This is a genomic window from Streptomyces sp. NPDC005374, assembly GCF_042872225.1.
Taxonomy (GTDB): Bacteria; Actinomycetota; Actinomycetes; order Streptomycetales; family Streptomycetaceae; genus Streptomyces.
Window position 1 is genome coordinate 628,530 of the sequence record NZ_JBIAKA010000001.1, and the last position, 26,655, is coordinate 655,184.

Genomic DNA, 26,655 nt, shown 5'->3' on the forward strand with positions numbered 1-26,655 from the left:
GGCCGTGCTGGACCGTGGTGACACCCTGCTGACAGCACCTCGCATCAGCCGAAAACCTCGTGGAGTTCTCCCCGCGCCCAGGGGTCATCAGGCCACGGGCAGTTCGTGGGGGTGAGCGCTTCCCCCGGCACAGCGCCGAACCGTCGCCTATCGCACCAGGCACGGCCGCTTGCCGTCGAACTCCCAGCCAGGGACGAGGTATTGCATGGTGACGGCGTCGTCGCGGGCCCCCAGCGCCTTCTGCTGGTAGAGCTCGTGGGCCGCCTGCAGCCGGTCCATGTCGAGCTGGACGCCCAGGCCCGGGGCCTGAGGGACGGCGATCTCGCCGCCGACGATGCGCGGCGGGGCCGTGGTGAGGCGTTCCGTTCCCTCCTGCCAGATCCAGTGCGTGTCCAGGGCGTTGTACTCGCCCGGGGCGGCGGCGCCGCAGTGGGTGACCATGGCCAGGGAGATGTCGAAGTGGTTGTTGGAGTGGCACCCCCAGGTCAGGCCCATCGCGTTGCACAGCTGCGCGACGCGTACCGAGCCCTGCATGGTCCAGAAGTGCGGGTCGGCCAGCGGGATGGAGACCGACTGGAGGGCCAGGGCGTGGGTCATCTGACGCCAGTCGGTGGCGATCATGTTGGTCGCGGTGGGCAGGCCGGTCGCGCGGCGGAACTCGGCGAGGATCTCCCGCCCGGAGTAGCCGCCCTCGGCCCCGCAGGGGTCCTCGGCGTACGCGAGCGTGTCGCCCAGCGGACGGCACAGCTCGATCGCCTCGGCCAGGGACCAGGCGCCGTTCGGGTCGAGGGTGATCCGGGCCTCGGGGAAGCGGTCCTTGAGGGCACGGACCGCCTTGACCTCCTCCGCACCGGCAAGGACACCGCCCTTGAGCTTGAAATCCCGGAAGCCGTACAGGTCGTAGGCGGCCTCCGCCTGGCGGACGATCGCCTCCGGCGTGAGTGCCTCCTCGCGCCGGATCCGGTACCAGTCCACCGGGGAGTCGGTCTCGCGGACGTACTCCAGGTCGGTGCGGTCCGGGTCGCCGACGTAGAAGAGGTAGCCCAGCACCCGGACCGAGTCACGCTGTTGGCCGTCGCCGAGCAGTGCCGCGACCGGTACGTCCAAGTGCTGTCCGAGGAGGTCGAGGAGTGCCGACTCGACGGCGGTGACCGCGTGGACGGTGGTGCGCAGGTCGAAGGTCTGGGCACCACGGCCGGACGAGTCGCGGTCGGCGAACCGGTCGCCGATCTCGCGCAGCACCCGCTTGTAGTCGCCCACTTTGGCCCCGACGACCAGCGACTCGGCGTCCCGCAGTGTCCGCGTGATCCTCTCCCCGCCGGGTACCTCCCCAAGGCCCGTACGCCCCTCCGAGTCGGTGAGGACGACGATGTTGCGGGTGAAGTAGGGGCCGTGCGCGCCGGAGAGGTTCAGCTCCATGCTGTCCCGGCCGGCGACGGGGTAGACGGCGAACGCGGTGACGGTCGGCTGTCCGATGCTCATCGGTGTCCTTCTGGGGTGAGGGGGGGGTGGATCGGTGGTTCTCAGAGGCTGAGCACATCGAGGACCTGCTCGGCGATCAGGACGCCGCCCAGGCCGAGGATCGCGAGCACCGTCGTGTAGCTGGTACGGACCTTGATCGCTTCGATCACCGAGAGGTTGAAATACTCCTTGAACAGCCAGAATCCCGGGTCGTTGACATGAGAGAAGGCGATGGACCCGCAGGCCACGGCGAGCACCATCACCTCAGGGTGGATCCCGCTGCCCGCGAGCAGCGGCAGCACCACACCGGAGGCCGTGACGACGGCGACCGTCGCCGAGCCGAGCGCGATACGGAGGATGACGGCGACGAGCCAGGCCAGGATGATCGGTGAGATCGGCCAGCCGTCGGTGGCGTCCTTGATGTAGTCGGAGATGCCGCCCTCGACGAGGACGTTCTTGAACGCCCCGCCCGCGCCGATCACCAGCAGGATCATCGCCATCGCCTTGGCCGCCGAGGAGCAGGAGGCGCCGACGTCCTCCAGGCTGCGGCCGATCCGTGGTCCGAACGCCCAACTCGCCAGGCACAGGGTGAGCAGCAGCGCGATCGGCGCCGAGCCGATGAACGCGACGAAGTGCAGGAACCCGTTCTCGGACGAGGTGGCCATGTCGGTGACGGCGGCGGCCACGATCAGCGCCACGGGGAACAGCGCCACGAACAGCGACCAGCCGAGGCCGGGCATCTCCTCGTCGGTGAACTCCTGCTCGCTGACCAGGCCCTGGGGGATGGACGGGTTCATCGCCTTGATGAACGGAAGCCGCGGCCAGATCAGGGCGATGAGCGCACCGGCGGGGATCGCGATGAACAGGCCGTAGAACAGCGTCAGTCCGACGGAGGCGTGGAAGGTCGCGGCCACCGCGGTGGGGCCGGGGTGCGGGGGCAGGAAGCTGTGCATCGTGGACAGCGTGATGGACATCGGCAGGCCGACCCACAGCAGCGGTACCCCGGTGACCCTGACCAGGGTGAACGCGATCGGCACGATGATGATGAAGGCGACCTCGTAGAACATGGTCACGCCGATCAGCATGGACGTGACCACCATGGCGACCTGGACCCCACGCGGGCCGAAGGCGTCGAGGAGCTTGCCCGCGATGCGCTGGGCGGCGCCGGAGTCGCCCATGATCCGGCCGACCATGGCGCCCAGCCCGATGGTGAGCATGGTGTCGCCGATCTGGCCCCCGATGCCCTCGGAGAGAACGTCCGGGATGGTCGCCACCGGGATTCCCCGGACCAGCGCGACGCCGACCGCCACGAGCAGCAGAGCCGCGAAGCCGTTGAGCCTCAGCCTGGTCATGAGCAGCAACAGGACCAGAACGCTGATCCCGACCACGAGAAGTGGCATGGCAGTTCTCCTTTGAACTGTCGAGCGACGGGCAGGGCGTGGGGGGTGACGAGCGGGAGGTGCGTCAGTGGGGCGTCCGGCGGGCAGGGCGGGTGCCCGCCGGGTTCGTCAGGCGGGTCGCCGTACGGCGCCGACCAGGCTCAGTCCGTGGTCCAGCACCTTCTCCAGTTCGGCGAGGTCCGCGGCCGACGGGTCGGTGAGCGGGGCGCGCACCGGGCCGACCGGGAGGCCGCGCAGCCGTGCGGCGGCCTTGACCAGGGAGACGGCGTAGCCGGGCACCCGGTCGCGCAGTTCGACGAGGGGGACGTAGAACTCGCGCAGGAGCGTGGTCACGACGGTGTCGTCGCCGTCGCGCAGGGCGGCGAAGAAGGCGTTGGCGATCTCGGGGGCGAAGGCGTGGACGGCCGAGGAGTAGGCGGGGACGCCGACGGTGGCGTAGGCGCGGGCCTGGATCTCGGCGGTGGAGGCGCCGTTGAAGAAGAGGAATCCCTCGGGGGCGGCGAGGGTGAGGCGCTGGAGCCGGTCGAGGTCGCTGTGCCCGTCCTTGAGCCCGATCACCCCGTCGATCTGGGCGATACGCCTCAACGAGTCGGCCGTAAAGGCGACTTGGCCACGCTGGTACGTGATCAACGGCAGCCGGGTGCCCGCGGCGATCCGGCGCAGCTGTTCCACCAGACCGTCCTGCGGGGCGCCCACCAGGTAGTGCGGCAGGACCAGGGCGGCGTCCGCCCCCGCCTCCTCCGCGATCCGGGCGAAGCGCAGCGCCTGTGCCCAGCCGTAACCGATGCCCGCGACCACCGGCAGCCGTCCGTCGGCGATCTCGACGGTGGCCTCGATGACCGCCGCGTACTCGTCCTCGTCCAGCGAGAAGAACTCGCCGGTCCCGCAGGCGGGGAACACCGCTCCGGGTGCGGTGGCCAGCCGGCCGGTCAGGTACGCCCGGTACGCGTCGAGGTCGAGCCCGCCGTCGTCCCGGAAGCTCGTGAGGGGGAAGGAGAGCACCCCGCCCGCCATCCCGTCCCGGAGCCGCTCGGTGGCCTCCGCGGCCTCAGCGCTGATCCCTGTCATGAATTCCATCCCTATATGCAGATGTCGTCTGCGTATGCAGATGGAGGTTAGATGGGTGACCAGGGGCGGTCAATGGGCGCGCAGCCACGAATCGGCGCGGATCTACGGCGTATCTACGGCGGATCTACGATGGAGCGCATGCCGGAGAAGACAGGTGTCCGCGGGGTGAAGTCGGCGGCCAGAACCGTCGCGCTGCTGGAACTGCTCGCGGGACGGGGCGAGCGGCCCTCGCGCCTGGACCAGCTCGCGGAGGACCTGGACGTGCCGCGCAGCAGCATGTACCAGCTGCTCCAGACCCTCGTCGACTGCGGCTGGGTCCGCACCGACGCCACCGGCTCCCTGTACGGCATCGGCATCCGCGCACTGCTCACCGGCACCAGCTACCTCGACGGTGACCGGCGCATCCGGGTCGCCCGTCCCTACCTCGACGAGGCGTCGGACGCGCTCGGCGAGACGATCCACCTGGCCCGGCTCGACGGCCCGGACGTCGTCTACCTCGCCACCCGCGAGTCCCACGAGTACCTGCGCACCATAAGCCGCGTCGGCCGCCGCGTCCCGGCCCACGCCGGCGGACTGGGCAAGGCGCTGCTCGCCGAGCGCTCCGATGACGAACTGCCGCTCCCGGAGGGGCCGTTGACCGCCCTCACCGAGAACACGCACACCACCCGCGCCGCCCTCCTCGCCGACCTGGCCGGCATCCGCGAGCGCGGTTACTCCATCGACCGCGAGGAGACGGTGACGGGCATCGCCGGCTTCGGTTTCGCCCTGCGCTACGCCGCCCCGGCCACCGACGCCATCAGCTGCTCGGTACCGGTGGCCCGGCTCACCCCGGAGCACGAGGCCCGCATCGTCGCCGTGATGCAGGAGATCCGGGCGAAGATCGAAGCCCAGCTGCCGCCCGTCTCGGGCGTACCCGACTGGCGCTAGGAGGCTTGGACGAGCGGCGGATCGTACTCGCCCAGCACGCAATCCAAAACGTAAGCCTTTGCAAAAATGTGATCAGGGCCGATCAATCTGGAAAGCGCTTGCGCTATCCTTGCGACACCACTTGACTCCCGTGTCGCCAGTCATGGGACGACACGACTGAGCAAGAGGCATTGAGTTCCCCCGCCACGTCCTTCCGGGAGCACAGCAATGCGCCGACGCCACCGTGACAGGCTTCACGCCGATTCGACGCCGGCCACTCCGGACGCCATTGCTGTCACAGTTCAAGAAATAAGCACCCTCGTTGAGATTTTCGAGCATGCGCACGCCCGGATTTCAGGGCTGAGTGATGCGAGCAAGGAAACGATCGCCGACGCCAGTGGGTCGATTCTGCTGCCGTCACTTTTCGCACGGGCCGGACTCGCATCGATCCAGAAAAACCGCGGCATCCCTTTACTCGTCGATGAGATCGGCCTGCTCGAAGCTGCGGTGATCAATTTGGAGTCGTACGAGGGAAATGAGGTCGTGCTGGTCGCCGGATACGAATTGCTGGAAGAATTCGCGAATCGCAGGATAAACGGCCACCCCCTGTGCCATGTGCACGGAGTCCTCGCCTTCGCCGATGAGGCCGGCGAAACGGCCAGTGGGCCGGCGACTTCTTCCCGGACATGACGGCGGGGGTCGATCGGGCCCTTCAAGTGGATTATCGCCGCGACCTACCTGCAGGTGTTCCTCCCCTGTCGGCTGATCGCGGGCCGACCGGCGCCGACAGCCGTGAACAATCCCGCGCGACCGGGCCGGAGCGACCGGCGACCGGCGGCCAGCGGCCAGCGGCCAGCCGGAAAAACGAGTACCTCGTCACGCGGCATGGACCGATCATGTGGGTATGACCGAGCACCCGGCGATCAGCACCTTGACTCTGCAGCACAGGATTCCGCACGGCGGGGCCGCGGATCCCTGGGCCGAGGTCCGGCCGCTGGTGGACGGCGTGGACCTCCTGCGGGAGGCCCACCCGGAAGGCCTGGCGCCCAGTTGCCGGGACTGGACGGGGCCGGCCGAGAGCTGGCCGCTGGCGGTCACGGAGGTACCCCGCAGGGTCATGATCACCGAGCCGGAGTGCACGGCCGGCTGCTGCGGGGCCCTGTACGTCACCATGCGCCGCGAGGGCGACCGGGTGGTCTGGGACGGCTGGGAGAACACCAGCGACATCACTGCCCCGCGGCCACCGGATCTCCGCTTCGACACCGCGCAGTACGAGGCCGAACTCCACCGGGCGGCGGCGGACCGCAGCTGGGAGGAGCCGGTGGACACCATCGCCCGGCTCCTCGGGCGGACACTGGCGGACAGCGGCTGGTTCGAACGCTGGGACTGCGTCCTCACGGGTGTCTGGCCCCGACGCGAGGAGCCCGGCCTCCCTGAGGTGCTCCGCAGCCCCGAGGGCGTCGACGTCACGTTTCATCAGGTCCCGGAGCCCACCGGCCGTACGACTCATTACGGGTACGAGTTGGAGTTCACCCGCGGCCTGTCCGTGGAGGAACAGGTGCGGCGGCTCGCCGACCACGTCCTGGCGGACGACCCGCGGAAGACGGCTGATGTCCACTGACGCCGAGGACCGGTGGAGAGGTCACTGCTTTCCGGACCTGTCGGCGCCCTTGCCCCTCTCCCTGTCCGATTTCTGCTGGGCGTTCGCACTCGCCTTCCGCGTCCCCGGTTTCGCGTCGTTCGCCGCGTCCGGGTCAGCCGCCGCCGTGCCGCCCGTCCGCGCGGCGCAGTAGGCGCCCACGTCCGCCTCCCCGCCGGCCGCCGCGACGAGCCGCTGGAACGCCGTGGAGTCCAGCGCCTTTCCGCGGCCCCGGAGCTTCTCGTACGCACGGCAGTGCGCGAGGGTGTCCTGCGCCGTGGGCGGACGGTCGGTGGGAGCGGACGAGGGCCGGGAGCCGCCGGGTGCCGCGGCCGGGGTGGTCGCCGTGACACTCGGGCCCACGCGCCCGTCGTCCGCCGCGCCCCTGGCCGGGCCGCCGTCCACGGAGCCGATCGCCGCGTAGGCGACACCGCCGAGGGTGAGACTCGCGAGCAGCACGGAGAGCGTCGTCCGCAGCGAACGTGCGGTCCGCCGCTGCGGGCGTGGCCGCCAGTCGTCCCGCCGCCGGGTCCGCGCCCGGTGTGCCCCCGCGTCCCGGGCGGCCCGGAAGGCGGCCACCGCCCGCCGCTCCGCCTCACCGTCGGACTTGTCACCGCGGATGACCTCGGCGAGCAGCGCTTCGAGGGGACTGGCGTCGTCGGTCGGCGTGGACTCGGGGGTGGCGCCGCCGCCGTACGACCGCTCGCGGCCCCGCACGGTCTCCTCCGGGAGGGCATGGCGACGGTCGGGGAACCCGCCGTGGCGCTCGTCACCCATACCGTGTCCGTCCCTGTCCGACGTGGTGTCCTCACCTGTCATGTCGACTCCCCCAGCGTCCGGGGGCCCTCATCCGTCACACGCTCGGCGCCGAGCTGGTGTGCCAGCCGCTTCAGGCCCCGGTACGCGGCCGTACGCACCGCGCCGGGGCGCTTGCCGAGGACGCGGGCGGCGGCGGGGCCGTCGAGGCCGACGACGACCCGCAGCAGGACCGCCTCGGCCTGGTCGCGCGGGAGACCCCGGACCAGTTCCAGGGCGTACTCGGTGGAGAGGGACTCCAGCGCCTGGTCGGGGGTGCTGTGCGGGCCGGGCAGGTCCAGCATGTCCCGTTCCAGCGCCGTCGCCCGGGGCCGTACCTTCTGCCGGCGCAGATGGTCCAGGGCCCGGTGCCGGGCGATGGTCGCGCTCCAGCCGCGGAACCCGGCCCCGTCGCCCCTGAACCGGCCCAGATCCCGGGCGATCTCCAGCCAGGCGTCGGAGGCCACGTCCTCGGCGTCGTCCCCGACCAGTCCGCGCAGATAGCCGAGCAGTCCGGGCTGCACCAGCCGGTAGGCGACCGCGAAGGCGGCCTCGTCGCCCTCCTGGGCCCGCGCGACGGCCGCGCCCAGTTCGCCGTCGTACGCCTGCACGCGGCGGGGTTCCCCTCCCTGGCCCAAGAACTTTCCCGTCCGTACCGGTTCGTGGCGATTCCGTGCCGTCCGGCGCGGTCACGCTTGCTCATGTCCCCCACGGTCAACAGCGCCCGACTCCGCGGAAGTGTCACAGCGTGCCGGGCGTGCGCGGGTGTCCCGAGCGCCCCACGAGCCGTCAGCTGTGACGTTCAGTGGCTTTCTGACGCTGTATGAGTGCCACCTGTGTGACGGGTGGTGTTTCTGTGACCAAACAGGGGTGGGGTAGTGAGTCGTCGGAACAGCCGTGCGTACAGACCGCTCAGCATGAAGCGACGGGCCTGGCTGACGCTCGGCGCGGTGGTCCTCGGCGGGGGCGGGGTGGCGACCTACGCCGCGGCGAGCCCGGCCGACAACTCGGCGGACACGATCGAGAAGCGGCCGGTGAAGGTCTACGACCTCGCGCTGAAGGCTCCCGAGACCGGCGAGCGCGAGCTGCCGCGTACCGAGACCGAGCAGTTCTCGCTGCTCGGTATCTCCTGGACGGGGGCGACCAAGCGGCTCGACGGCAAGGCGCAGGTACGCACCCGGAGCCTCGACACCGGCGCGTGGACGTCCTGGCAGGACCTGGAGACGGACACGGACCCGGTGGAGGACGCCGACGAGCGGGCCGGGGCGCGCGGCGCGTCCGAGCCGCTGTGGGTGGGCGCCTCGGACGGTGTCGAGGTACAGGTCGTCCACGAGGACGGCACCACCAGCGCCGGACTGCCCTCGGGCCTCAAGGTCAACCTGGTCGACCCGGGCGTGACCGCCGCCGAAGCGGCCGACGCCGCGACCGAGCCGACTGCCTACACGGAGGACGTGACCCCGAGCCCCACGGCCACGCCCACCGCCCCGCCCACCGCCCCGCCGTCCACGGTTCCCGAGCCGCCGATCGTCTCGCGCGCCGACTGGGGCGCCGACGAAAAGCTCAGCCCCGACCCGTCGGAGTACAACGCCGACGTGAAGGCCGTCTTCGTCCATCACACGGCCGGGTCGAACGACTACACCTGCGCCGAATCGGCGTCGATCGTGCGGGCCATCTACGCGTACCACACCGCCCCGGACCCCGACGGCAACGGCTGGAACGACATCGGCTACAACTTCCTCGTCGACAAGTGCGGCACGATCTTCGAGGGTCGCAAGGGCGGCGTCGACAAGCCGGTCCTGGGCGCCCACACCTACGGCTGGAACCGTGAGTCCGCCGGCATCGCGGTCCTCGGTGAGTACACCGCCGCGGGCGCCTCGAACGCGGCCCTCACCTCGGTCGCCCGGATCGCCGCCTGGAAGCTCGGCCAGTACGGCGTCGACCCGAACTCGAAGGTCCAGCTGACGGCGGGCGCGACCCAGAAGAACCTCGCCGGCACCAGCTTCACCTCCGGCTCCCTCTACACCTTCGACCGGATCTCCGGTCACCGCGACGGCTACGCCACCGAGTGCCCCGGCACCTCTCTCTACGACCAGCTCCCGACCATCCGCGCCTGGGCGTCCGGCCCGGTGCAGGGCCTGAAGCTCACCTCGCTGACCGGCGCGACCCTGTCCGGTTCGACGTACTACACCAAGGGTGCGATCACGGCGAAGTGGTCGACGACCACGCCGGCTTCACTGATATCGAAGTTCGAGCTGCTGGTCGACGGCAAGGTCGTGACCTCCGTCGCCGGTACGGCCACCTCGGCCGCCACCACCCTGACCGCGGGCAGCCACAAGGTCGCCGTACGGGCCGTGCACCAGTCCGGCAAGACCTCGGCGGCGACCACCGCGCTGACCGTCGTCACCGACACCACCGCGCCGACCTTCTCCACCGCCCCGAAGATCACCCTGCGCACCGGCACGGTGAGCACCACCGCGGTCCCGGTCACCCTGGGCTGGAAGGCGGCCGACAACGCCGCCCTGAAGCAGGTGAGCCTGCTGTCCCCGACGACGGCCACCTTCGGGCCGACCACCACCAGCTCCAGCCGCACCGTCAAGTCCGGTTCCGCGAGCACCTGGTCGATGAAGGCGTACGACGTCGCGGGCAACACGCGTACGTCGTCCCCCGCGTTCACGCCGATGATCCTCCAGGAGACCTCGGCCACGAAGTCCGGTACCTGGACGGCCCGTTCGTCGACCAGCTACCTCGGCGGGAAGTCGTACTCCAGCGCCTCCAAGAACGCGAGCCTGACCTGGACGTTCACCGGCCGGTCCGCTTCCTGGGTGGTCTCGCGGGCGTCCACGTCGGGCCAGGCGTACGTGTACGTGGACGGCACCAAGGTCGCGACCGTGGACCTGAAGTCCGCGACCACGGCATACCGCCAGGCGATCTGGACCAAGTCCTGGACCGGCAGCGCCAAGCACACCGTGAAGATCGTGGTCGTCGGCACCAGTGGCCGCCCGACGATCACGACGGACGGCCTGGTCTACATCAAGTAGGGCCCAACGGCCTGGGCGTCCGCTCCCTCGCACCTGGGGGGCGGACGCCCGAGTGTTCTCGCCTCCGCGGTCATCGCCGCGCGGCGCCCGTCGCGTCCCGGCACAGCAGCCGCAGCGAACCGTCCCCGGCGAAGCAGCGACGCGCCTCGTCCACCGGGTCCCACAGCCGGCCGTCGGGCGTACGGACCCAGTGCTCGCCGCCGGTCGCCCACCACTCGGCGCCGGTCTGGCCGACGACGACCTCACCGGCGTAGGCGCCGAACCCGCGCAGCACGTTCTCCACGGCGGCGTACGGCACCCCCTCCCGCCGTATCTCCTCGATCAGCCGGTCGACCCGCCACAGGCTCTGCGCCGAGTAGTCGAGCCGCACCCGCGCACCCTCACGCAGGGTCGACACCGCGTCCGCCGCCCACCGCACGGGCTTGGTCGCGGCGGACGGCCTCGGTGAGGTGCCTGCTGCCTGGCGGGTCGTCACATCAGTCGTCGTAGGAGCCGTCGCATCAGCCGTCAGATCAGTCGTCACATGAGTGACAGCGTGACGGCGGGGTGATGCGTAACGCGGATCAGGGGCCTTCACCGGGACCGGTACAGAATTGACGCACCTTCACCGCAACCCTCCCCGGACGGCCACAGAACCCTCTCACCGGCGCCGTCTGCTCCTCCGTGACACCACCGCGCGCAGGACCCGGCGCCCCTCCGTCGACACCGCGAGGGCGGGGCGCAGGCCTGCCGGGCCGTGGCCGGCGAGGAGTTCCAGGACGGTGATCTGACGGCGCAGTTCGGCGGCGACGAGGGGGGACATGCCCTCCGTACGGCCCTCCCGGCGGTCCTCGACCGAGTCGGCGGCGTCCTTCAGGGGGTCGAGCAGCCGGTGGATCCGCAGCGCGGCGACCGAGCAGGCGTCGGCCCACACCCGCACCTCGGCGGCGGAGCGTTCGGTGGGCGCGGCGGCGAGCATCCGCCGGGCCAGCGACACGGCCTCGTCCTCGCCGGAGCCGTCGGAGCCGTCTGAGCCCTCCGTCCCGAACTCCGCACCCCCGCCCAGCTTCCGCCGCACCTGCTCCAGCCGTTCGCCCCACTCGCCGGCCGCGGCCTCGTCCCCGAGTGCGGCCCACAGGGGGCGGAGGATCTCGTCGTCGTCGCCCAGCAGCGGTACGCAGCGATCCAAACAAGCCAACCCGCCGACGGCCAGGCCGCGTTCGTCGGCCTGGCCGATCAGCTCCACCAGACTCATCCACGCCTCCCTCGCCGAGCGGTGTCCCCATACGGAACACGCACTTCCCCTTACTGCGCGCGACAGCCCGGGAGTGTCACAGGGGCACCACACCGAGTCGGTCGAGCATACGGAAGAAGAGGTTTTCGGCCAACGGGTCGGGTTCGGCGGCCAGGACGTCGAGCAGCGGCTCCTCGGCCACCTCGTGCCCCGCCTCCGCGGCCCAGGCGACGGCTCGCGCGGCCGCGTCCCGGGGTTCGAGGAAGTAGTCCTCCAGCGTGAGTCCTTCCTCCCCGCCCTCGATGTACCCGGCCATGGCGGCCCGCGCCAGACAGGTGGTCCAGGCCCCGCTCTCCGGCCCGGCCGCCTCCAGGACGACCGAGGCGCTGTCCATGACGTATCCGAAGAGCGCGGGCGAACCGGTCTCCAGGGCGAGGGCGTTCATGCTGCCGACGTCACCCTCGGCGCTCGCGTACTCCCAGACCTGCCATCCGCCGGGCGCCGACTCGAGCAGGACCATGCCGTCCACGCCGGCCAGCGCGTCCAGCTCCGCGAGCGGCCGCTCTCCACGGCCCACGACGAAATAACCCCAGTAGCCCATCCCCGGTTCCCCCTGGCTGCTCGGCTCAGCTCTGTACGGTTCAGGGCCGAATACACCACATTCGTACGGCAGTTGGCAGCAGGACGGACCGAATCCGTCACAGGGCGACGGGCACCGAGGGTCCCCGGTTGGCCTTCTCGTTCTGCATCCGGGTCAGCCGGAGCACGACGACGGCGGCGAACCCTGCGGCGACGAGGTCGACGCCGTCCGCGAAGAACATCTGGACCATCGAGTCGTGGATCTCCTGGACGGTGTCGGCCTCCCCGGCCTGGCTGGCCACGAACCGCCCGGCGACGTTCGTGAGAAGCCACAAGGCCCACCAGACGTTGACCAGCGCGTGTCCCTCGGGCTTGGCGCCCGGGCTGCTCGCGTTCCAGACGTCGAGCATGACCCGGCGCGGGTACCAGAGGCTCACGAACGGCACGAACCAGCCCGCGATCACCCAGCCGCGCGCCTTGTTGTGGCCCCCCGGGACGAACACCTCGGCATTGACCCTTACCCGCCAGAACCAGATCACGTAGACCACGGCACAGGCCAGCAGCGCGGCGACCTGCCCGGAGGCGGCCGCGGCGGTCAACGTGTCCGCCAGATCGGCCCGGTCCAGCACGCCGGCCCCGTGGTCGCCGCGGACGAGGTCGCCCGTGACGTCGTACCTGAAGAAGTCCGCGCCGAGGGCGAACGCGTCGACGGCCGCGACCAGCCCGAGCAGGGAGACGACGGCCCGGCTGAGCCCGACCGGCGAGCGCAGCCAGATCCTGGGCGGACCGGCCGGCGGTGCCTGGAACCCGGCCGGGGCGGCGCACCCGGTGCACAGGACACCGTCCGGGGCCGCTTCGAAGTGATGGCAGCGCGTGCAGAGCATGGCGAGGTCCCCGGTGTGTGGACGAGCGGCGAGATACGGACGATCCGATCGGCCGAACGCGCGAGTTCTCCCCAGAGCCTCACGCGCGGCATGCGGAACATACGGTTCGCCGGGCCTGTCCGTCCACCGGGAAACCCCGGTTCCTCAGCCCAGCCGGTCCCCGAGCGCCTTGAACTGCGTCCAGGTCAGGGCGGGCTTCTCCGGATCCCACAGTTTCTGGACCGTCGCCCGCAGCGGCATCCGGATCCCGGCCGCGACCTGATCCTGCGTCTGCGCGTTCGGGAAGTCGCACCACACCGCGAACGACCCACCGAGGATCTGGGCGTCGTACTTCGAGGAGACGGCTGTCGTGCCGCGTACCACCCGCGGCGTCCACTGCTCGTAGATCCGCCGCCCCGTCGGATAGACGAAGGTCTGCGGCTCGCCGAGCACGTAGTACAGGAACTCGTCGTTGAAGTTGACGACCTTGCGCCCCGCGCTCAGATACGCCACGGGCTGCCGGGCGCCGATCTCCTTGCCGGTCCAGTAGGCGACCCGGATGTCGGCGGCGGGCCTGACGGACGTGTCGCGGAAGAAGCCGTCGTTCCACGCCTCGGGCGTCTTGCCGTGGCCGCGGACGGTGTCGGCGCGGGCGTTGAGCCATCCCGTCGTCAGGTCCGCGACGGTGGCGCCGGGGCCGTAGGCCTTCCTGGCGGCGGTGGCGAGCTGCGGGTAGGTCGTCGCCGGGCTGGACACCGTCAGCGCGCGGTATTCGTCGCCGCCGAGGTGCCAGTCGGCGCCGGGGAACAGCGGGGCGTACTCGTTCAGCAGATCGTCGACGATCTTGGCGGACGCGGGCTCGGAGATGTCGACGGCACCCTGCGGCGCACTCCCCGCCGCGCTGCGCAACTGCAGTTCGGGATGGGCGGCGATGACCGCGCCCAGATGCCCGGGGGAGTCGATCTCCGGTACGACGGCGATGTGCCGCTGGGCCGCGAGGGCGACGATCCGCCGCACCTGCGCCTTGGTGAGGTGGGTCCTGGACACGATCTCCGGGTGCGAGTCGGACTCGATCCGGAAGCCCTGGTCGTCGGAGAAGTGCAGCTGGAGCCGGTTGAACTTCAGGTCGCCCAGCTCCCGGACCCGGTCCTCGATCCAGCCGGCCGTGAAGGGCTTGCGCGCGATGTCCAGGAAGAACCCGCGCACCGGCTCGGCCGGCTCGTCGCGCACGACGCCCTCCGGCGCCGTACCGCCGCCGTGCACCTCCTGCTTGAGCGTGCGGGTGCCGTAGAACACGCCAGCGTCGTCGGCCCCGCTGATGACGACCCGCCCGCCGCGCACGGTCATGCCGTACGACTCCGGGTCGGCGCCCTCGTCGTCGTTCAGCGTCAGCCGTACGTCCCCGGCGCGTACGTCGTCCTTCTGCCCGGCGTACGTCAGCCCCAGCTCGCCGGCGAGGAGGCGCCCCTCGTCGGCGAGGTCGGTGTCGTTCACCACCACGCGCAGGCCGGCGGCGGGACGCCAGCCGGGGCCGCGCGCCGGCGTGTGGGCGCGGACGGACGGGATGGTGCGGGGTGTGGTGGACAGGGGATAGGAACGAGTGGGGCTGGGAGTCGGGCTCGGTGTCCTGGAGTGGGCCGCCGATCCTTCCGGTCTGCCGCCCGAGGGCGACTGGGCCTGTGACTGGGCCGACCCGGCGGGCGCACCGTCGTTCCCCGCCCACAGCCCGAGGCCCACCCCGGCCGCGACGGTGACGGCGACCGCTCCCGCGATCAGCCCACGTGTCTGCCCGCGTGTCTGCTTCTCCGGTCGCTTCCTGTGCTGACTCACATCGTCAACCTAGGGCCTGGTGCGAGGTGGTCACGTCCACCACACGTTCCGAAACTCTCCCGTGCGGGTGAAATTCGGGCATCCGTCGGACAGGTCATGCACACTCTCGATAACGTGACGCAACACCGCTCACAGCTTCCCCTGCCGAAACACACGTGACGCCCACACATTCTCCTGGCCGAGTGGCCATACCGTCCCTGCCCACCGTCCTGGACGCGTTCAACATCGCGCCCGCCGACGAGGCCCGGTCCCTTCTCCTGCGCTGCCTGCACAGCCTCCGCTGGGCGGAGCGGGTCGCGGCACACCGCCCGTACCCGACCGTGGACGCGCTGCTGGCCGCGTCGGACGAGGCGGCGTACGACCTCACGCCTGGCGATCTCTCCGAGGCGCTGGCGGGCGAGACCCTGCCGGCCCTGCCGGACGGCGCCTACTCGGCCGCCCACATGGCGATGGACGCGGCCCACGCCGCCTACGAGGCCCGCTTCGGACACGCGTTCGTCATCTGCCTGGACGGACTGGCGCCTTCGGAGGCCCTGGACCACGCACTGGAAGGCATCCGGTCACGTTTGACGAACGATCCGGAGGAGGAACGGGTGGTTGCCGCGGAGGAGCTCCGCCGCCTCGCAAGGGAACGGTTGTTCCATTTCCATAGGGGTGCGGGGAACTGCGCGCCAAGCCCCAGCGGTGCCGCACCCGGCGCATAACGGCCCACACCACCCCATTGGCGCGTCGAGTACCCCCATCCGCGTGCCACTTTGATCACACAGATAGGCCCGGCGTAAGCATCCCGACAACACGTCGCTACGATGCTGAGGGCTGGTGGACCGTACCCAGCCGGGCCCGTCCGACAAAGCACAAGCCGGCGCGGCCCCAATACCCCGCTCCCGGAGGGACTTCCGTGCCGGCTGGAACGCTGTACCGCGGCCGGGAAGGAATGTGGTCCTGGGTGGCTCATCGAGTCACCGGCGTCCTCATCTTCTTCTTCCTGTTCGTTCACGTGCTGGACACCGCTCTCGTCCGTGTCTCCCCCGAGGACTACGACAAGGTCGTAGCCACGTACAAGACCCCAATCGTCGCGTGCCTGGAGTACGGCCTCGTCGCCGCCATCCTCTTCCACGCGCTCAACGGCCTGCGAGTCATCGCCGTCGACTTCTGGTCGAAGGGCCCGCGCTACCAGAAGCAGATGCTCTGGTCCGTGGTGGGCCTGTGGGTCGTACTCATGATCGGGGCGATCTACCCCGTCCTCGGCCACGCCGCTCGTGAACTGTTCGGGAGCTGATACCGATGGCGACCACTGAAACCACCGCTTCCGGTATCGGCCCCGTCGAAGGCGGGTCCGACGACTACGGCGTCGCCAACCCGGCGCCCCTCATCGAGGCCCCGCGCAAGCGCACCAGGAAGACCCCCAAGTCCACCCGGGGCAACTTCGAGATGTACGGCTGGCTGTTCATGCGCCTGTCCGGCATCGTGCTGGTCGTCCTGGTCATCGGCCACCTGTTGATCCAGCTCGTGCTCGACGGCGGCGTGTCGAAGATCGGCTTCGCCTTCGTCGCGGGCCGCTGGGCGTCCCCGTTCTGGCAGGTCTGGGACCTGTTGATGCTGTGGCTCGCGATGCTGCACGGCGCCAACGGTCTGCGCACGATCATCAACGACTACGCGGAGCGCGCGAACACCCGGCTGTGGCTCAAGGGCCTGCTCTACACGGCCACGGTGTTCACCATCCTGCTGGGCACGCTGGTGATCTTCACCTTCGACCCGAACATCCGCTAGGCACGGGGCTGAGGAATTTCCTGATGAAGATCCACAAGTACGACACCGTCATCGTCGGCGCGGGCGGCGCCGGCATGCGCGCCGCGATCGAGTCGACGAAGCGCAGCCGTACCGCCGTGCTGACGAAGCTCTACCCCACCCGCTCCCACACGGGCGCCGCGCAGGGCGGCATGGCCGCCGCGCTGGCCAACGTGGAGGAGGACAACTGGGAGTGGCACACCTTCGACACGGTCAAGGGCGGTGACTACCTGGTCGACCAGGACGCCGCCGAGATCCTGGCGAAGGAGGCCATCGACTCGGTCCTCGACCTGGAGAAGATGGGCCTGCCGTTCAACCGCACCCCGGACGGCACGATCGACCAGCGCCGGTTCGGCGGGCATTCGAGGAATCACGGCGAGGCGCCGGTCCGCCGGTCCTGCTACGCGGCCGACCGCACCGGCCACATGATCCTCCAGACGCTGTACCAGAACTGCGTCAAGGAGGGCGTGGAGTTCTTCAACGAGTTCTACGTCCTGGACCAGTTGATCGTCGAGATCGACGGGGTGAAGCGGTCCGCGGGCGTCGTCGCGTACGAGCTGGCCACCGGCGAGATCCACGTCTTCCAGGCGAAAGCCGTGATCTACGCGTCCGGCGGCTGCGGCAAGTTCTTCAAGGTGACGTCGAACGCGCACACCCTGACCGGTGACGGCCAGGCCGCGGTCTACCGTCGCGGACTGCCGCTGGAGGACATGGAGTTCTTCCAGTTCCACCCGACCGGCATCTGGCGCATGGGCATCCTGCTGACGGAGGGCGCCCGCGGTGAGGGCGGCATCCTCCGCAACAAGGACGGCGAGCGCTTCATGGAGAAGTACGCGCCGGTCATGAAGGACCTCGCGTCCCGTGACGTCGTCTCGCGCTCCATCTACACGGAGATCCGCGAGGGCCGCGGCTGCGGTCCCGAGGGCGACCACGTCTACCTCGACCTCACGCACCTCCCGCCGGAGCAGCTCGACGCCAAGCTGCCCGACATCACGGAGTTCGCCCGGACCTACCTCGGTATCGAGCCGTACACCGACCCGATCCCGATCCAGCCCACCGCGCACTACGCCATGGGCGGCATCCCGACGAACGTCGAGGGCGAGGTGCTCCGCGACAACACCACCGTGGTGCCCGGCCTGTACGCGGCCGGCGAGGTCGCGTGTGTGTCGGTCCACGGCGCGAACCGTCTCGGCACTAACTCGCTGCTGGACATCAACGTGTTCGGTCGTCGGGCCGGCATCGCGGCGGCCGAGTACAGCCAGAAGGCGGAGTACGTCGAGCTGCCGGAGAACCCGGCGGAGCTGGTCGTCGGCCAGGTGGAGGCGCTGCGCTCCTCCACCGGCACCGAGCGCGTGGCCGTACTCCGGCGCGAGCTGCAGGAGACCATGGACGCCAACGTCATGGTGTTCCGCACCGAGCAGACGATCAAGACGGCGGTCGAGAAGATCGCGGAGCTGCGCGAGCGCTACAAGAACGTCTCGATCCAGGACAAGGGCCGTCGCTTCAACACGGACCTGCTGGAGGCGATCGAGCTCGGCAACCTCCTTGACCTCGCCGAGGTCATGGCGGTCTCCGCGCTGGCCCGCAAGGAGTCCCGCGGCGGTCACTACCGCGAGGACTACCCGAACCGCGACGACGTCAACTTCATGCGCCACACCATGGCGTACCGCGAGGTGGGCGACGACGGCGCCGAGTCCATCCGTCTCGACTACAAGCCGGTCGTCCAGACCCGCTACCAGCCGATGGAGCGTAAGTACTGATGGCAACTCCTGTTCTGGACAAGGCGGACGCGGCCGGCGAGCCCGAGCCCGGCTTCGCCGACTCCCCCTACATCACGATCACCCTCCGCGTGCGCCGCTTCAACTCCGAGGTCTCGGCGGAAGCGGTCTGGGAGGACTTCCAGTTCGAGATCGACCCGAAGGAGCGTGTCCTCGACGCCCTCCACAAGGTCAAGTGGGACATCGACGGCTCGCTGACGTTCCGCCGCTCCTGCGCCCACGGCATCTGCGGCTCGGACGCCATGCGGATCAACGGCAAGAACCGCCTTGCCTGCAAGACGCTGATCAAGGACATCAACCCCGAGAAGCCGATCACGGTCGAGCCCATCAAGGGCCTGACGGTCCTGAAGGACCTGGTCGTCGACATGGAGCCGTTCTTCCAGGCGTACCGGGACGTGATGCCCTTCCTCATCACGAAGGACACGAACGAGCCGACGCGCGAGCGCTTCCAGACGGCGGAGGACCGCGAGCGGTTCGACGACACCACGAAGTGCATCCTCTGCGCCGCCTGCACGTCCTCGTGCCCGGTCTTCTGGAACGACGGCCAGTACTTCGGCCCGGCCGCGATCGTGAACGCGCACCGCTTCATCTTCGACTCGCGTGACGAGGCGGGCGAGCAGCGCCTGGAGATCCTCAACGACCGCGACGGCGTGTGGCGTTGCCGCACCACGTTCAACTGCACGGACGCCTGCCCTCGCGGCATCGAGGTCACGAAGGCGATCCAGGAAGTGAAGAGGGCGCTGATCACTCGGCGTTTCTGATTTTCCCCGCTCCACCTCAGGGCCCTGTTTCCGTCACTTCGGAAACAGGGCCCTCTGGTGTTTCTGACCGGTTTTCACCACTACTGAACCCCTCGTTCCGTCTGTCATGCTCCGGGCACAATGCCCAACAGGCGGGGGCGATTTCATGGCGCTGAACATGAAACTGGATCTGGAGCCGCGAGCTCCCTATCCACTTGGCTACGCGGAGGCGGCGACCTCCACCCAGACAGTGACAGCACCGCTGCTGACAGGAGCGTCCCTCGCTCTGGTCGGCGTGATCCTGGTGGAAGGCAAAGAGCACTTCCGGTGGCCCGACGTGACCCTGCTCCTCGTCGTCGGGGCCTCCATCGCCTTGATCACGAGCATCCAGATCGGCGCGGACGCCCGCAGGTACCTCTACAACAGGGAGACGATCGAGGCCTGGCACGGCAAGGACGAGGACATCACGCTCACCAGGGACTGGGCCGAGCACACCACGCACTTCAGCACGTGGAAAGCGCGCACCTACCTGGCGGTGATCGCCTTCAACCTCGGCACCCTCCTGCTGGTCCTCGCCCTGTCGACCGCGCTGCTGCCACAGGACAACCACGCCGTCCTGCGGTGGATCTCCGCAGGCCTGGCGCTCGCGGGCGCTCTGGTCGAGGCCTGGTGGATCTACCACCTCTTCCACAAGAAGCCCAGGAAAGCCGAGAAGAAATCCCTATCACCGGGCGGAGGCAAGATCTGATGCTCTTTGACGTCACACTTCCGGGTAACGCTCCCCCCGTTCACAAATGCCCTCAGAAGATGTGTCCTGGAGCCTTCTCCGGCTTCTACACGGAGAAGGACAAAACCGCCTGGGACGCCCTTGTCGAAAGAGGCAACCCCGAGGCCGTGAAGGCCTACCTCGACGCGGCCCTCCGCGTTCAGGACGTGAACCACGCCCCCACGTGTCCTCTCAGGTGCCTTCCACCGGTCCTCATCGCACGATGCTCCAACGAGGAACTCGAGGCCCAGATGAACAAGGTGCGGGCGATCATCGACGGCTGCTAGGTCTCCGTCGGCTCCTCCCGCTCGCCCCGTGCCGCGTGACCGTAAGGCCGCTCCCGCAACCGCACTCCGGCCAACTCGTTCGACAACTCGGCGAACATCGTCTCCTCGCTCGCCGCATCCGCGGGCAGCGGCAGGTGCAGCGCGTCCAGAAGATCGAAGCGGTGCAGGTCGTACACGACATGCATCAGGCCGGAGTAGGCCTGCGCCGCGGTCACCGCACCCTTGTACGCCACCGCAGCCAGTCCCAGGCCGGCGCCGCACCACCACCAGACCGTCGGCTCGTCGTACAGGCCCGTGCACCCCACCACGGTGAGCATCAGGAAGGCCCAGCACAGGTTCACGGCCGTATCCAACGCGTCCCGGGTAGAGCTGAGGACCTCGGCCATGCGGTCGGACACCTGGAGGTAGATACGCGGCCAAGAGGTCAGCGTCGTCAGGCCGTAGCGCTCGCCCGCGCTCAATTCTCCGGCCCGCAGGGCGTTCCCGAGGGCGGTGGGAAGCAGGACTTCGGCCGGCGGTTGTGCGGCGAGGCGACGGCGTGCATCACCGCGTACCCGTAGCTCGATGTCCCCGTCGGCCCTGCCCTGGACCCGCTCGTGCAACGCCTCCCACCGCCTGCGCTGCACTCTGGCCAGTACTCCCGCAAGCCGGGCTGTCACGAACCAGCGGTCCCAGTAGCCTTCGAGGAAGCGCACCGCACGGACCTGGAAGGGCTGGAGGAGCAGACCGAGGAGGACGGCACCAACGGTGACCGTCACGGTCAGGGCGAGCGCGTCGGACGATCCCTGCGGCGGAACCGCATGCCAGTCGCTGCGCCCCGAAAAACTCCCCGCCCGCAGCAGCGCGAGCACACCCGCGACGAACAGCGCGCACGGCGCGAAATGCACCGACAGCACCCGTCGCACGAAGCTCGCCCTCCCCATCCGCCCCTGAGCGCTGTTCAGTATGAAGCGCTGTGTCAAGCGGGGCGGTGGGAGGGTCCACGGTGTGATCTGGACAGACAGGTGACCAACACTGGTCAAGTCCTGTGTGGCCGTTGTGACTTGTGTGGCTGCAGTCGCAGACTGCCGACATGGCACTCCTGAGAAAAGCCGCCGCCACGCTCCTCGCCGCGTCGGCCGCGCTGCTCGCGATACCCCCCACTGCCTCCGCGACCCCCGCTCCCCACGGAACACTGGCAAGGGAGAACTTCGACCGTCTCCCCCTCGGCCCCGTCACCGAGGGGCATGGATGGACCACCGACACGGACGACGGCACGCTGACCGTCGCTCCCAGCGCCTCGGGGCACGGGCGTGAGCTTCGGATCCGTACCGAGGGGAACGGTCGGGCCTTTCTCGTGTTCGATGAGCTCGCCCCGCCCGGCAACAGCTTCTGGGGGCGGCTGCGGTTGCGGGTCGGTGGGTTTCCGACCGCTCCCGACTGGGCGCACTGGACCATCGCCGAGGCGTCGGGGGCGGGCTCGGCAACGCTGGTGCGGCCGCTCGGTGGGCAGTACGCGCCCACCGACGGCGGCAACTTCTGGGGGGTCGGGTCCGATCTCGGGCCCACCGGGGACTGGACGTCCTGGAAGACCTCCGCGCCGGCCGTCGCCGAGGCGTGGCAGTGCGTCGAGTTTCATCTCGATGCCGGCGACAACCGCGTCACCGTGTACCTGGACGGCGTGGAACAGTCCGATCTGACCGTGTCGACCAAGGAGCACGGGGGCACGGCGGACGACTTCGTCTTCCCTGGCTTCGACAGACTGAAGCTGGGCTGGCAGCTGTATCAGGCGGACCCGACGCCGTCGTCGTACGACATCCGGATGGACGACATCGCGCTCTCCAGCCGGCGCGTGGGTGGCTGCGGAAACGGGAGCTGAACCCGGGATTGCGCCCGGTGTACCGGGCGTGATCCACTTCGGCGTCATGAGCTGGGGGGCCTCTGGGGAGGGGGCCGGGGCAGGGGAGGCAGCGGTGCGTACCGCTGGAGAAGAGATCGTGTCGTCGTGCCCGCAGTGCGGGGTGGAGATCCGGACGGACCGGCGGTTCACCACGTGGTGTGCGGCGTGTGACTGGAATGTCGATCCGCAGGGGCCCAGCGAGAAGAAGCACGGGCTGGACGGAGTGCGTCGCAGGGTCGCGCAGCGGTACGGCGAGCGGCTGTTCGACGAGCTGAGGGGCGGCGAGACCAGTACGGGCGGGCGTACCTTGTCCGGCCTGCTCGCCTTCGCGATCGCGCTCGCCGTGCACGGGCTGACCTTTGCCCTGGCCGCGGTCGGACTCCTGGGCCTGGTCCGTGGCTGGGGCGGGCTCGGTATGGTGTTCGGGCTGTTCCTGCTGGCGCTGGCCTGGTCGCTCCGCCCGCGGCTGAACCGGCTGTCCGACGACAACCGCGTCCTGCTGCGGGATGACGCGCCCGAACTGTACGCGCTCGTCGACGAGGTCGCCGCCGCCCTGGGCACCCGGGGCGTGGACGCCGTCGTCGTCGATGCCCGGGCCAACGCGGGGGTGACCCATCTCGGGCTGCGGGGACGGCTCCTGACGCTGGGGCTGCCCCTGTGGGAGGTACTGAGCCCTCAGCAGCGGATCGCGCTCCTGGGTCACGAGCTCGGCCACTTCACCAACGGCGACACCCGGCACGGAATGGTCGTGGGCACCGCCTGCAGATCGCTGGGCACCTGGCACTACTACCTCCTGCCGGTCCCGAACCCGAACACGATCCAGGTCGTCACCAATCTGGCCTGTGTTCCGTTCCGCCTGCTGGTCATGGCAGTCGCCGCACTGCTCGACCTGCTGACCGCGCAGGCCTCCCAGCGCGGCGAGTACCTGGCCGACGCGGCGGCGGCCCGCATCGGGTCCACCGAGGGCGCGGTCGGGCTGATGGACCGCCTCCTGGTGACCGACTCGATCGTGATCACGTTGCGCCGCGAGTCCAACGCCCGCCGTATGCGCGGCGGGAGCCGGGTTTCCGCGCACGACTCCGACGGTCTCTGGGAGGCCCTCGCGGCCTACATGGACTCGATCCCCGCATCCGAGCACGAACGTCAGCGCCGGGTGGGTGTGCTGCGGGGCCACAGCGTCGACGCGAGCCACCCTCCGACCCATCTGCGCCGTCGGCTCCTCCTGGACGGTATGCCGCTGCCCGCCTCGGTGACGACGGACGCCGAGGCGGCCGAACGCATCGCAGGTGAGCTGGAGGCCGTGGGGAAGACGCTGGCCCGAAAGGTCGTCAGGGACGGTTACGAGGGCCGGTGACCTCCAGCGGTCGGCTGTCGCGAGCCCACCCCGGTGAACCTTCACGGTCACGGCGCTAGACGATGTTGCGGGCCACCGTCCAGGCCACGGCCACCGCGAGGACGGCCGCCTGTGCCCGGGGGCTCAGGGTGGGGTGCCAGCGGCGGCCGTGCAGGCCCTCCCACGCCCAACGGCCCAGCAGGACGAGGGCGTAGGGGGAGGCGAGCAGCAGGGCGCGGTTGTCCAGCCAGGCCTCGGTGAAGTGGCCGTGCATCAGGTCGTACACCATGCGGGTGCCGCCGCAGGCCGGACACAGCAGGCCGGTGAGCATCCGGAACGGGCACTGCGGCAGGAGGTGGCCGGGTTCGTGCGGGTCGGTGCGGTAGAGGTACACGGCACCGGCGGTGCCCGCGGCGAGCACCGCCGAGGGTGCCGCGGCGGGGTGTCGGAGCGGGGAGCGCCGTACGGCCATGGGGGTTTGTGTCCGCTCCGCCCTAGCTCCGGAGGATCCGGCCGTGTTCATCGGTGTGGTCGTTCCCGGTGAGCAGGAGGATGCCGTCGATCAGCGACCAGACGCCGAGGCCGCCGCAGGTGAAGAGCTGCGCGAGCCCGATCCCGACGTCGCCCAGATAGAAGCGTCCTACGCCGAAGCCGCCGAGGGTGATCTGGAGGATGCCCGCGATGACCTTGGACTTGTCGGAGTACGGCCGCCCGTACGGGTCGTAGCCGTAGGGGGCGTTGGGGTCTCCGGTATAGGTCCCCGGGGGCGGCGGGTAGTAGCCCGGGGGCGGGTGGCTGCCGGGCGGGGGGTAGCCGGGAGGCGGGTATCCCGGCGGTGGATACCCCTGTTGCTGATATCCCGGCGGAGGGCCCTGCTGGGGACCAGGCGGGGGACCGTACTGGGGGTCCTGCTTCTCGTGACCCTGCTGCTCGCTCAAGGGGACTGCTCCTGGGGACCGAAGCGGGAGAACCCGCGAAAAGACGACAATGAGCTTGGTCATCATGCACGACGGACACCGCGTCGCAGAAGCCCGTTCCGGCACCCCCGGCTTAATCTGACGACATGTCAGATGACCAGTCGTACGAACTGCTCGGTTTCGACAACGTACTGCTGCCCGTCGGGAACCTCGACGAGGCCGTCTCCTTCTACGCGAACGCCGGCTTCACGGTGGGTTTCCGGCTCGACGAGGCCGGGATCGCACTGCTGAAGGTCGGCGGCGAGACGCCCGGGATCCTGCTGCGGCAGGAGGAGGCGCTGGGGCACCGGCCACCCCCGTGGCCCGCCACGCGCGTGTGGCTGGAGGTCCCGGACGCGAGGACCGCCGCCAGGGAGCTGCGTACGGCCGGCGTCGAACTGCTCGACGAGCCCTTCTCCGTGGCCACCGGCTGGACCGTCGAGGTCGCCGACCCCTGGGGGAACATCCTCGGGTTCACCGACTACACCAAGCGTCCGGGACTCGCGCGACGAGCCTGAGGCGACGTGGGCGGCAGACGTGACGCACACCTCTCCGCACGCGAGTTGAACACGTTCAAAAGCAGGTCTAGAGTCTCCCCTGTCAGCATTTTGAACGCGTTCAAGAAGGGGGAGGCGCATGGACCGCACGGTCGTCGCCTACGTCATCTATCTCGTCATCAGCATCGCCCTGACCATCTGGGTGGCCCGCACGCTCAGCAGGAACGGACGGATCTTCCTCGCCGACGTACTGCGCGGCAACGAGAAGCTCGCCGAGGCCGTCAACCACCTCCTGGTGGTCGGTTTCTACCTCGTGAACCTCGGGTTCGTCGCGCTCTACCTCAGCGGCGACGGGACGATCGACAACGCGCGCGGCGTCTTCGAGGCCCTGTCGACCAAGGTGGGCGTCGTGCTGCTGGTGCTCGGCGTGATGCATCTGGCCAACGTGTACGTGCTCAACCGGATCCGCCGACGGGGCGCCATGGAACGGGAGCAGGTGCCGCCGGTCGCACCGCAGGACTGGGTCCGGGCATGACGGACCCTGCAGGGCCGACAGGTGGCACCGGTGCCGTGGGCGTCACGGCGGACCGCATCCCGGTCCGCAGGCTCACCGTCCTGTACGACGCCCGGTGCGCGCTGTGCGCCTTCCTGCGCGACTGGCTCGTACGGCAGCCGCAGCTGGTGCCGCTGGAGTTGGTGCCGGCCGGGTCGCAGGAAGCCCGGCGGAGGTTTCCCGGGCTCGACCACCGCGCCACCCTGGAGGAGATCACCGTCGTCGGCGACGCGGGGCAGGTCTACCGCGACACCGCCGCCTGGATCGTGACCCTGTGGGCGCTGCGGGAGCACCGGCCGCTCGCCCACCGGCTCAGCACCCCGACCGGGGCACGGCTCGCGAAGGGCGCGGTGCTCGCCGCCGCGAAATGGCGGGGCTCGCAGTGGCAGGGCGGCCAGTGGGGCGGCCCCGCGTACCGCCGCGAGGACGGCTGGGCCTACGACCCCGGCAGGGGCTGGGTCCACACCCCACCGGGGTGCGACAGCGGCGGCCGCGCCACTGGTTAGGCTCTCTTTTCGTGCCTGCGAACAACGACGGCCCCGACGAGGGCAGTACCCCGAGCAAGTCCGAGCAGACGAGCAAGTCCGAACAGACTCGCGCGCTGATCCTGGAGACCGCCATGAGGTTGTTCCAGGAGCGGGGGTACGACAAGACCACCATGCGGGCCATCGCCCAGGAGGCCGGGGTCTCCGTCGGCAACGCGTACTACTACTTCGCGGGCAAGGAGCACCTGATCCAGGGCTTCTACGACCGGATCGCCGCCGAGCACCAGGTGGCGGTCCGGGACGTCCTGGCCCGGGAGAGCGATCTGGAGGCGCGGCTCGCGGGCGTGCTGAAGGTCTGGCTGGACATCGCGCGGCCCTACCACGAGTTCGCGGTGCAGTTCTTCAAGAACGCCGCCGACCCGGACAGCCCGCTCAGCCCCTTCTCGCCCGAGTCGGAGCACGCGCGCGTGGAGGCGATCGCCGTACACCGCGAGGTGCTGCGGGGCGCGACGAAGACGAAGGTTCCCGAGGAACTGCGGGACATCCTGCCCGAGTTGATGTGGCTCTCCCAGATGGGGCTCGTCCTGTACTGGATCTTCGACCGCACCGAGGGGCGGGAGCGGAGTTACCGGCTCGCGGAGCGGGGCGCCAAGCTCACCGCGCGGGGCGTGTCGCTGGCCCGGTTCCGGGTGCTGCGGCCGCTCGTACGGGAGGTGCACGAGCTGTTCACGGACTTCCTGCCGGGGATGACGAAGGTGATGCCGGACCCTGGCAGGAAGCCGTAGCCACGTCGGCCGACGG

At 69.9% G+C, this 26,655-nt stretch carries 30 protein-coding genes; 17 read left to right on the forward strand and 13 right to left on the reverse strand.

Translation table 11 applies throughout. From position 1 onward, the window contains the following. Positions 1–147: 147 nt before the first annotated feature. The 3 genes from ACFYRX_RS02975 to ACFYRX_RS02985 all read right to left on the reverse strand — a co-directional run bounded on the left by ACFYRX_RS02975 (position 148) and on the right by ACFYRX_RS02985 (position 3,929). The gene (locus tag ACFYRX_RS02975) at positions 148–1,476 is read right to left on the reverse strand and encodes an enolase C-terminal domain-like protein (RefSeq protein WP_389096916.1); all 1,329 of its coding nucleotides are present in this window, start codon (positions 1,474–1,476) and stop codon (positions 148–150) included. Positions 1,477–1,523: 47 nt separating this feature from the next. Next, the gene (locus tag ACFYRX_RS02980) at positions 1,524–2,861 is read right to left on the reverse strand and encodes a gluconate:H+ symporter (protein ID WP_389096043.1); all 1,338 of its coding nucleotides are present in this window, start codon (positions 2,859–2,861) and stop codon (positions 1,524–1,526) included. A 108-nt stretch (positions 2,862–2,969) separates the two neighbouring features. Beyond that, positions 2,970–3,929: a 5-dehydro-4-deoxyglucarate dehydratase gene (locus tag ACFYRX_RS02985; protein ID WP_389096044.1), complete on the reverse strand. Its 960-nt coding sequence runs from the start codon at positions 3,927–3,929 to the stop codon at positions 2,970–2,972. Between the two features lie 138 nt (positions 3,930–4,067). Between ACFYRX_RS02985 and ACFYRX_RS02990 the strand changes: the two genes are divergently transcribed. The 3 genes from ACFYRX_RS02990 to ACFYRX_RS03000 all read left to right on the forward strand — a co-directional run bounded on the left by ACFYRX_RS02990 (position 4,068) and on the right by ACFYRX_RS03000 (position 6,456). Continuing rightward, positions 4,068–4,856: an IclR family transcriptional regulator gene (locus ACFYRX_RS02990; protein WP_389096046.1), complete on the forward strand. Its 789-nt coding sequence runs from the start codon at positions 4,068–4,070 to the stop codon at positions 4,854–4,856. Between the two features lie 207 nt (positions 4,857–5,063). Then, positions 5,064–5,525 carry a hypothetical protein gene (locus tag ACFYRX_RS02995; protein WP_389096048.1) on the forward strand — a complete coding sequence of 154 codons (462 nt, stop codon included), beginning with the start codon at positions 5,064–5,066 and terminating at the stop codon, positions 5,523–5,525. A 214-nt stretch (positions 5,526–5,739) separates the two neighbouring features. After that, positions 5,740–6,456, forward strand: a complete 717-nt coding sequence (locus ACFYRX_RS03000) for a hypothetical protein (RefSeq protein WP_389096050.1) — start codon at positions 5,740–5,742, stop codon at positions 6,454–6,456. A gap of 21 nt (positions 6,457–6,477) precedes the next feature. On the opposite strand, the gene ACFYRX_RS03005 is transcribed toward ACFYRX_RS03000, so the two are convergent. Together ACFYRX_RS03005 and ACFYRX_RS03010 are read right to left on the reverse strand one after the other, a co-directional pair. Then, positions 6,478–7,293, reverse strand: a complete 816-nt coding sequence (locus tag ACFYRX_RS03005; protein WP_389096051.1) for a hypothetical protein — start codon at positions 7,291–7,293, stop codon at positions 6,478–6,480. After that, entirely contained in the window at positions 7,290–7,907 is a 618-nt protein-coding gene (locus ACFYRX_RS03010; protein WP_389096053.1) for an RNA polymerase sigma factor, read from the reverse strand. The genes ACFYRX_RS03005 and ACFYRX_RS03010 overlap by 4 nt, the downstream gene beginning before the upstream one ends. Before the next feature lie 279 nt (positions 7,908–8,186). On the opposite strand from ACFYRX_RS03010, the gene ACFYRX_RS03015 reads away from it, so the two are divergent. Beyond that, the gene (locus ACFYRX_RS03015) at positions 8,187–10,307 is read left to right on the forward strand and encodes a peptidoglycan recognition protein (RefSeq protein ID WP_389096055.1); all 2,121 of its coding nucleotides are present in this window, start codon (positions 8,187–8,189) and stop codon (positions 10,305–10,307) included. A 70-nt stretch (positions 10,308–10,377) separates the two neighbouring features. Here the strand turns inward: ACFYRX_RS03015 and ACFYRX_RS03020 are convergent, their stop codons facing one another. The 5 genes from ACFYRX_RS03020 to ACFYRX_RS03040 form a co-directional block, all read right to left on the reverse strand. Next, positions 10,378–10,782, reverse strand: a complete 405-nt coding sequence (locus ACFYRX_RS03020; RefSeq protein ID WP_389096057.1) for a hypothetical protein — start codon at positions 10,780–10,782, stop codon at positions 10,378–10,380. Positions 10,783–10,947: 165 nt separating this feature from the next. Further along, a complete protein-coding gene (locus tag ACFYRX_RS03025; protein WP_389096059.1) occupies positions 10,948–11,541 on the reverse strand; it encodes a hypothetical protein in 594 nt (197 codons plus the stop codon). Positions 11,542–11,617: 76 nt separating this feature from the next. Next, positions 11,618–12,121, reverse strand: a complete 504-nt coding sequence (locus ACFYRX_RS03030; RefSeq protein ID WP_389096060.1) for a hypothetical protein — start codon at positions 12,119–12,121, stop codon at positions 11,618–11,620. Positions 12,122–12,218: 97 nt separating this feature from the next. Continuing rightward, positions 12,219–12,983: a DUF4328 domain-containing protein gene (locus tag ACFYRX_RS03035; RefSeq protein ID WP_389096062.1), complete on the reverse strand. Its 765-nt coding sequence runs from the start codon at positions 12,981–12,983 to the stop codon at positions 12,219–12,221. 144 nt (positions 12,984–13,127) lie between these two features. Then, on the reverse strand, positions 13,128–14,792 hold the full coding sequence (locus ACFYRX_RS03040) for a family 20 glycosylhydrolase (RefSeq protein WP_389096064.1): 1,665 nt from the start codon (positions 14,790–14,792) through the stop codon (positions 13,128–13,130). A 155-nt stretch (positions 14,793–14,947) separates the two neighbouring features. On the opposite strand from ACFYRX_RS03040, the gene ACFYRX_RS03045 reads away from it, so the two are divergent. The 7 genes from ACFYRX_RS03045 (at position 14,948) to ACFYRX_RS03075 (ending at position 20,151) form a co-directional block, all read left to right on the forward strand. Next, positions 14,948–15,496 (forward strand): 2-oxo-4-hydroxy-4-carboxy-5-ureidoimidazoline decarboxylase, encoded by a 549-nt coding sequence (locus tag ACFYRX_RS03045; RefSeq protein ID WP_389096066.1) that lies wholly within the window; start codon positions 14,948–14,950, stop codon positions 15,494–15,496. Positions 15,497–15,690: 194 nt separating this feature from the next. Beyond that, positions 15,691–16,071 carry a succinate dehydrogenase, cytochrome b556 subunit gene (gene sdhC / locus ACFYRX_RS03050; RefSeq protein WP_328640532.1) on the forward strand — a complete coding sequence of 127 codons (381 nt, stop codon included), beginning with the start codon at positions 15,691–15,693 and terminating at the stop codon, positions 16,069–16,071. A 5-nt stretch (positions 16,072–16,076) separates the two neighbouring features. Then, on the forward strand, positions 16,077–16,562 hold the full coding sequence (locus tag ACFYRX_RS03055) for a succinate dehydrogenase hydrophobic membrane anchor subunit (protein WP_389096069.1): 486 nt from the start codon (positions 16,077–16,079) through the stop codon (positions 16,560–16,562). A gap of 23 nt (positions 16,563–16,585) precedes the next feature. Further along, a complete protein-coding gene (gene sdhA / locus ACFYRX_RS03060; RefSeq protein WP_389096070.1) occupies positions 16,586–18,340 on the forward strand; it encodes a succinate dehydrogenase flavoprotein subunit in 1,755 nt (584 codons plus the stop codon). Continuing rightward, a complete protein-coding gene (locus tag ACFYRX_RS03065) occupies positions 18,340–19,119 on the forward strand; it encodes a succinate dehydrogenase iron-sulfur subunit (protein ID WP_389096072.1) in 780 nt (259 codons plus the stop codon). Before sdhA ends, ACFYRX_RS03065 begins: the two co-directional genes overlap by 1 nt. A gap of 157 nt (positions 19,120–19,276) precedes the next feature. Further along, positions 19,277–19,846, forward strand: coding sequence for a hypothetical protein (locus ACFYRX_RS03070; protein WP_389096074.1), 570 nt, complete (start codon positions 19,277–19,279; stop codon positions 19,844–19,846). 59 nt (positions 19,847–19,905) lie between these two features. Then, positions 19,906–20,151: a hypothetical protein gene (locus ACFYRX_RS03075; protein WP_389096075.1), complete on the forward strand. Its 246-nt coding sequence runs from the start codon at positions 19,906–19,908 to the stop codon at positions 20,149–20,151. On the opposite strand, the gene ACFYRX_RS03080 is transcribed toward ACFYRX_RS03075, so the two are convergent. Further along, positions 20,148–21,056 carry a hypothetical protein gene (locus ACFYRX_RS03080; protein ID WP_389096077.1) on the reverse strand — a complete coding sequence of 303 codons (909 nt, stop codon included), beginning with the start codon at positions 21,054–21,056 and terminating at the stop codon, positions 20,148–20,150. The two genes, ACFYRX_RS03075 and ACFYRX_RS03080, sit on opposite strands and share 4 nt — an antisense overlap. A 167-nt stretch (positions 21,057–21,223) precedes the next feature. Between ACFYRX_RS03080 and ACFYRX_RS03085 the strand changes: the two genes are divergently transcribed. Together ACFYRX_RS03085 and ACFYRX_RS03090 are read left to right on the forward strand one after the other, a co-directional pair. Further along, a complete protein-coding gene (locus ACFYRX_RS03085) occupies positions 21,224–22,009 on the forward strand; it encodes a hypothetical protein (RefSeq protein ID WP_389096079.1) in 786 nt (261 codons plus the stop codon). 94 nt (positions 22,010–22,103) lie between these two features. Continuing rightward, positions 22,104–23,384 (forward strand): M48 family metallopeptidase, encoded by a 1,281-nt coding sequence (locus ACFYRX_RS03090; RefSeq protein WP_389096081.1) that lies wholly within the window; start codon positions 22,104–22,106, stop codon positions 23,382–23,384. A gap of 55 nt (positions 23,385–23,439) precedes the next feature. Here ACFYRX_RS03090 and ACFYRX_RS03095 read toward each other — a convergent pair whose 3' ends face one another. Together ACFYRX_RS03095 and ACFYRX_RS03100 are read right to left on the reverse strand one after the other, a co-directional pair. Beyond that, the gene (locus ACFYRX_RS03095) at positions 23,440–23,835 is read right to left on the reverse strand and encodes a DUF2752 domain-containing protein (RefSeq protein WP_389096083.1); all 396 of its coding nucleotides are present in this window, start codon (positions 23,833–23,835) and stop codon (positions 23,440–23,442) included. A gap of 22 nt (positions 23,836–23,857) precedes the next feature. Then, the gene (locus ACFYRX_RS03100; protein WP_389096085.1) at positions 23,858–24,301 is read right to left on the reverse strand and encodes a TM2 domain-containing protein; all 444 of its coding nucleotides are present in this window, start codon (positions 24,299–24,301) and stop codon (positions 23,858–23,860) included. A gap of 125 nt (positions 24,302–24,426) precedes the next feature. Between ACFYRX_RS03100 and ACFYRX_RS03105 the strand changes: the two genes are divergently transcribed. The 4 genes from ACFYRX_RS03105 to ACFYRX_RS03120 all read left to right on the forward strand — a co-directional run bounded on the left by ACFYRX_RS03105 (position 24,427) and on the right by ACFYRX_RS03120 (position 26,639). Then, positions 24,427–24,837 (forward strand): VOC family protein, encoded by a 411-nt coding sequence (locus tag ACFYRX_RS03105; protein ID WP_389096087.1) that lies wholly within the window; start codon positions 24,427–24,429, stop codon positions 24,835–24,837. Between the two features lie 118 nt (positions 24,838–24,955). After that, positions 24,956–25,351 carry a hypothetical protein gene (locus ACFYRX_RS03110; protein ID WP_389096089.1) on the forward strand — a complete coding sequence of 132 codons (396 nt, stop codon included), beginning with the start codon at positions 24,956–24,958 and terminating at the stop codon, positions 25,349–25,351. After that, the gene (locus ACFYRX_RS03115; RefSeq protein WP_389096090.1) at positions 25,348–25,875 is read left to right on the forward strand and encodes a thiol-disulfide oxidoreductase DCC family protein; all 528 of its coding nucleotides are present in this window, start codon (positions 25,348–25,350) and stop codon (positions 25,873–25,875) included. The genes ACFYRX_RS03110 and ACFYRX_RS03115 overlap by 4 nt, the downstream gene beginning before the upstream one ends. A gap of 11 nt (positions 25,876–25,886) precedes the next feature. Continuing rightward, on the forward strand, positions 25,887–26,639 hold the full coding sequence (locus ACFYRX_RS03120) for a TetR family transcriptional regulator (protein WP_389096092.1): 753 nt from the start codon (positions 25,887–25,889) through the stop codon (positions 26,637–26,639). Positions 26,640–26,655: the final 16 nt, after the last annotated feature.

Bases quoted from the DNA above. Each gene is read 5' to 3' on its own strand.
- ACFYRX_RS02980 (WP_389096043.1), bottom strand. From the start codon at position 2,861: ATGCCACTTCTCGTGGTCGGGATCAGCGTTCTGGTCCTGTTGCTGCTC.
- ACFYRX_RS02985 (WP_389096044.1), bottom strand. From the start codon at position 3,929: ATGACAGGGATCAGCGCTGAGGCCGCGGAGGCCACCGAGCGGCTCCGG.
- ACFYRX_RS02990 (WP_389096046.1), top strand. From the start codon at position 4,068: ATGCCGGAGAAGACAGGTGTCCGCGGGGTGAAGTCGGCGGCCAGAACC.
- ACFYRX_RS02995 (WP_389096048.1), top strand. From the start codon at position 5,064: ATGCGCCGACGCCACCGTGACAGGCTTCACGCCGATTCGACGCCGGCC.
- ACFYRX_RS03000 (WP_389096050.1), top strand. From the start codon at position 5,740: ATGACCGAGCACCCGGCGATCAGCACCTTGACTCTGCAGCACAGGATT.
- ACFYRX_RS03005 (WP_389096051.1), bottom strand. From the start codon at position 7,293: ATGACAGGTGAGGACACCACGTCGGACAGGGACGGACACGGTATGGGT.
- ACFYRX_RS03015 (WP_389096055.1), top strand. From the start codon at position 8,187: ATGAAGCGACGGGCCTGGCTGACGCTCGGCGCGGTGGTCCTCGGCGGG.
- ACFYRX_RS03025 (WP_389096059.1), bottom strand. From the start codon at position 11,541: ATGAGTCTGGTGGAGCTGATCGGCCAGGCCGACGAACGCGGCCTGGCC.
- ACFYRX_RS03030 (WP_389096060.1), bottom strand. From the start codon at position 12,121: ATGGGCTACTGGGGTTATTTCGTCGTGGGCCGTGGAGAGCGGCCGCTC.
- ACFYRX_RS03035 (WP_389096062.1), bottom strand. From the start codon at position 12,983: ATGCTCTGCACGCGCTGCCATCACTTCGAAGCGGCCCCGGACGGTGTC.
- ACFYRX_RS03055 (WP_389096069.1), top strand. From the start codon at position 16,077: ATGGCGACCACTGAAACCACCGCTTCCGGTATCGGCCCCGTCGAAGGC.
- sdhA (WP_389096070.1), top strand. From the start codon at position 16,586: ATGAAGATCCACAAGTACGACACCGTCATCGTCGGCGCGGGCGGCGCC.
- ACFYRX_RS03065 (WP_389096072.1), top strand. From the start codon at position 18,340: ATGGCAACTCCTGTTCTGGACAAGGCGGACGCGGCCGGCGAGCCCGAG.
- ACFYRX_RS03070 (WP_389096074.1), top strand. From the start codon at position 19,277: ATGAAACTGGATCTGGAGCCGCGAGCTCCCTATCCACTTGGCTACGCG.
- ACFYRX_RS03075 (WP_389096075.1), top strand. From the start codon at position 19,906: ATGTGTCCTGGAGCCTTCTCCGGCTTCTACACGGAGAAGGACAAAACC.
- ACFYRX_RS03085 (WP_389096079.1), top strand. From the start codon at position 21,224: ATGGCACTCCTGAGAAAAGCCGCCGCCACGCTCCTCGCCGCGTCGGCC.
- ACFYRX_RS03095 (WP_389096083.1), bottom strand. From the start codon at position 23,835: ATGGCCGTACGGCGCTCCCCGCTCCGACACCCCGCCGCGGCACCCTCG.
- ACFYRX_RS03105 (WP_389096087.1), top strand. From the start codon at position 24,427: ATGTCAGATGACCAGTCGTACGAACTGCTCGGTTTCGACAACGTACTG.
- ACFYRX_RS03110 (WP_389096089.1), top strand. From the start codon at position 24,956: ATGGACCGCACGGTCGTCGCCTACGTCATCTATCTCGTCATCAGCATC.
- ACFYRX_RS03115 (WP_389096090.1), top strand. From the start codon at position 25,348: ATGACGGACCCTGCAGGGCCGACAGGTGGCACCGGTGCCGTGGGCGTC.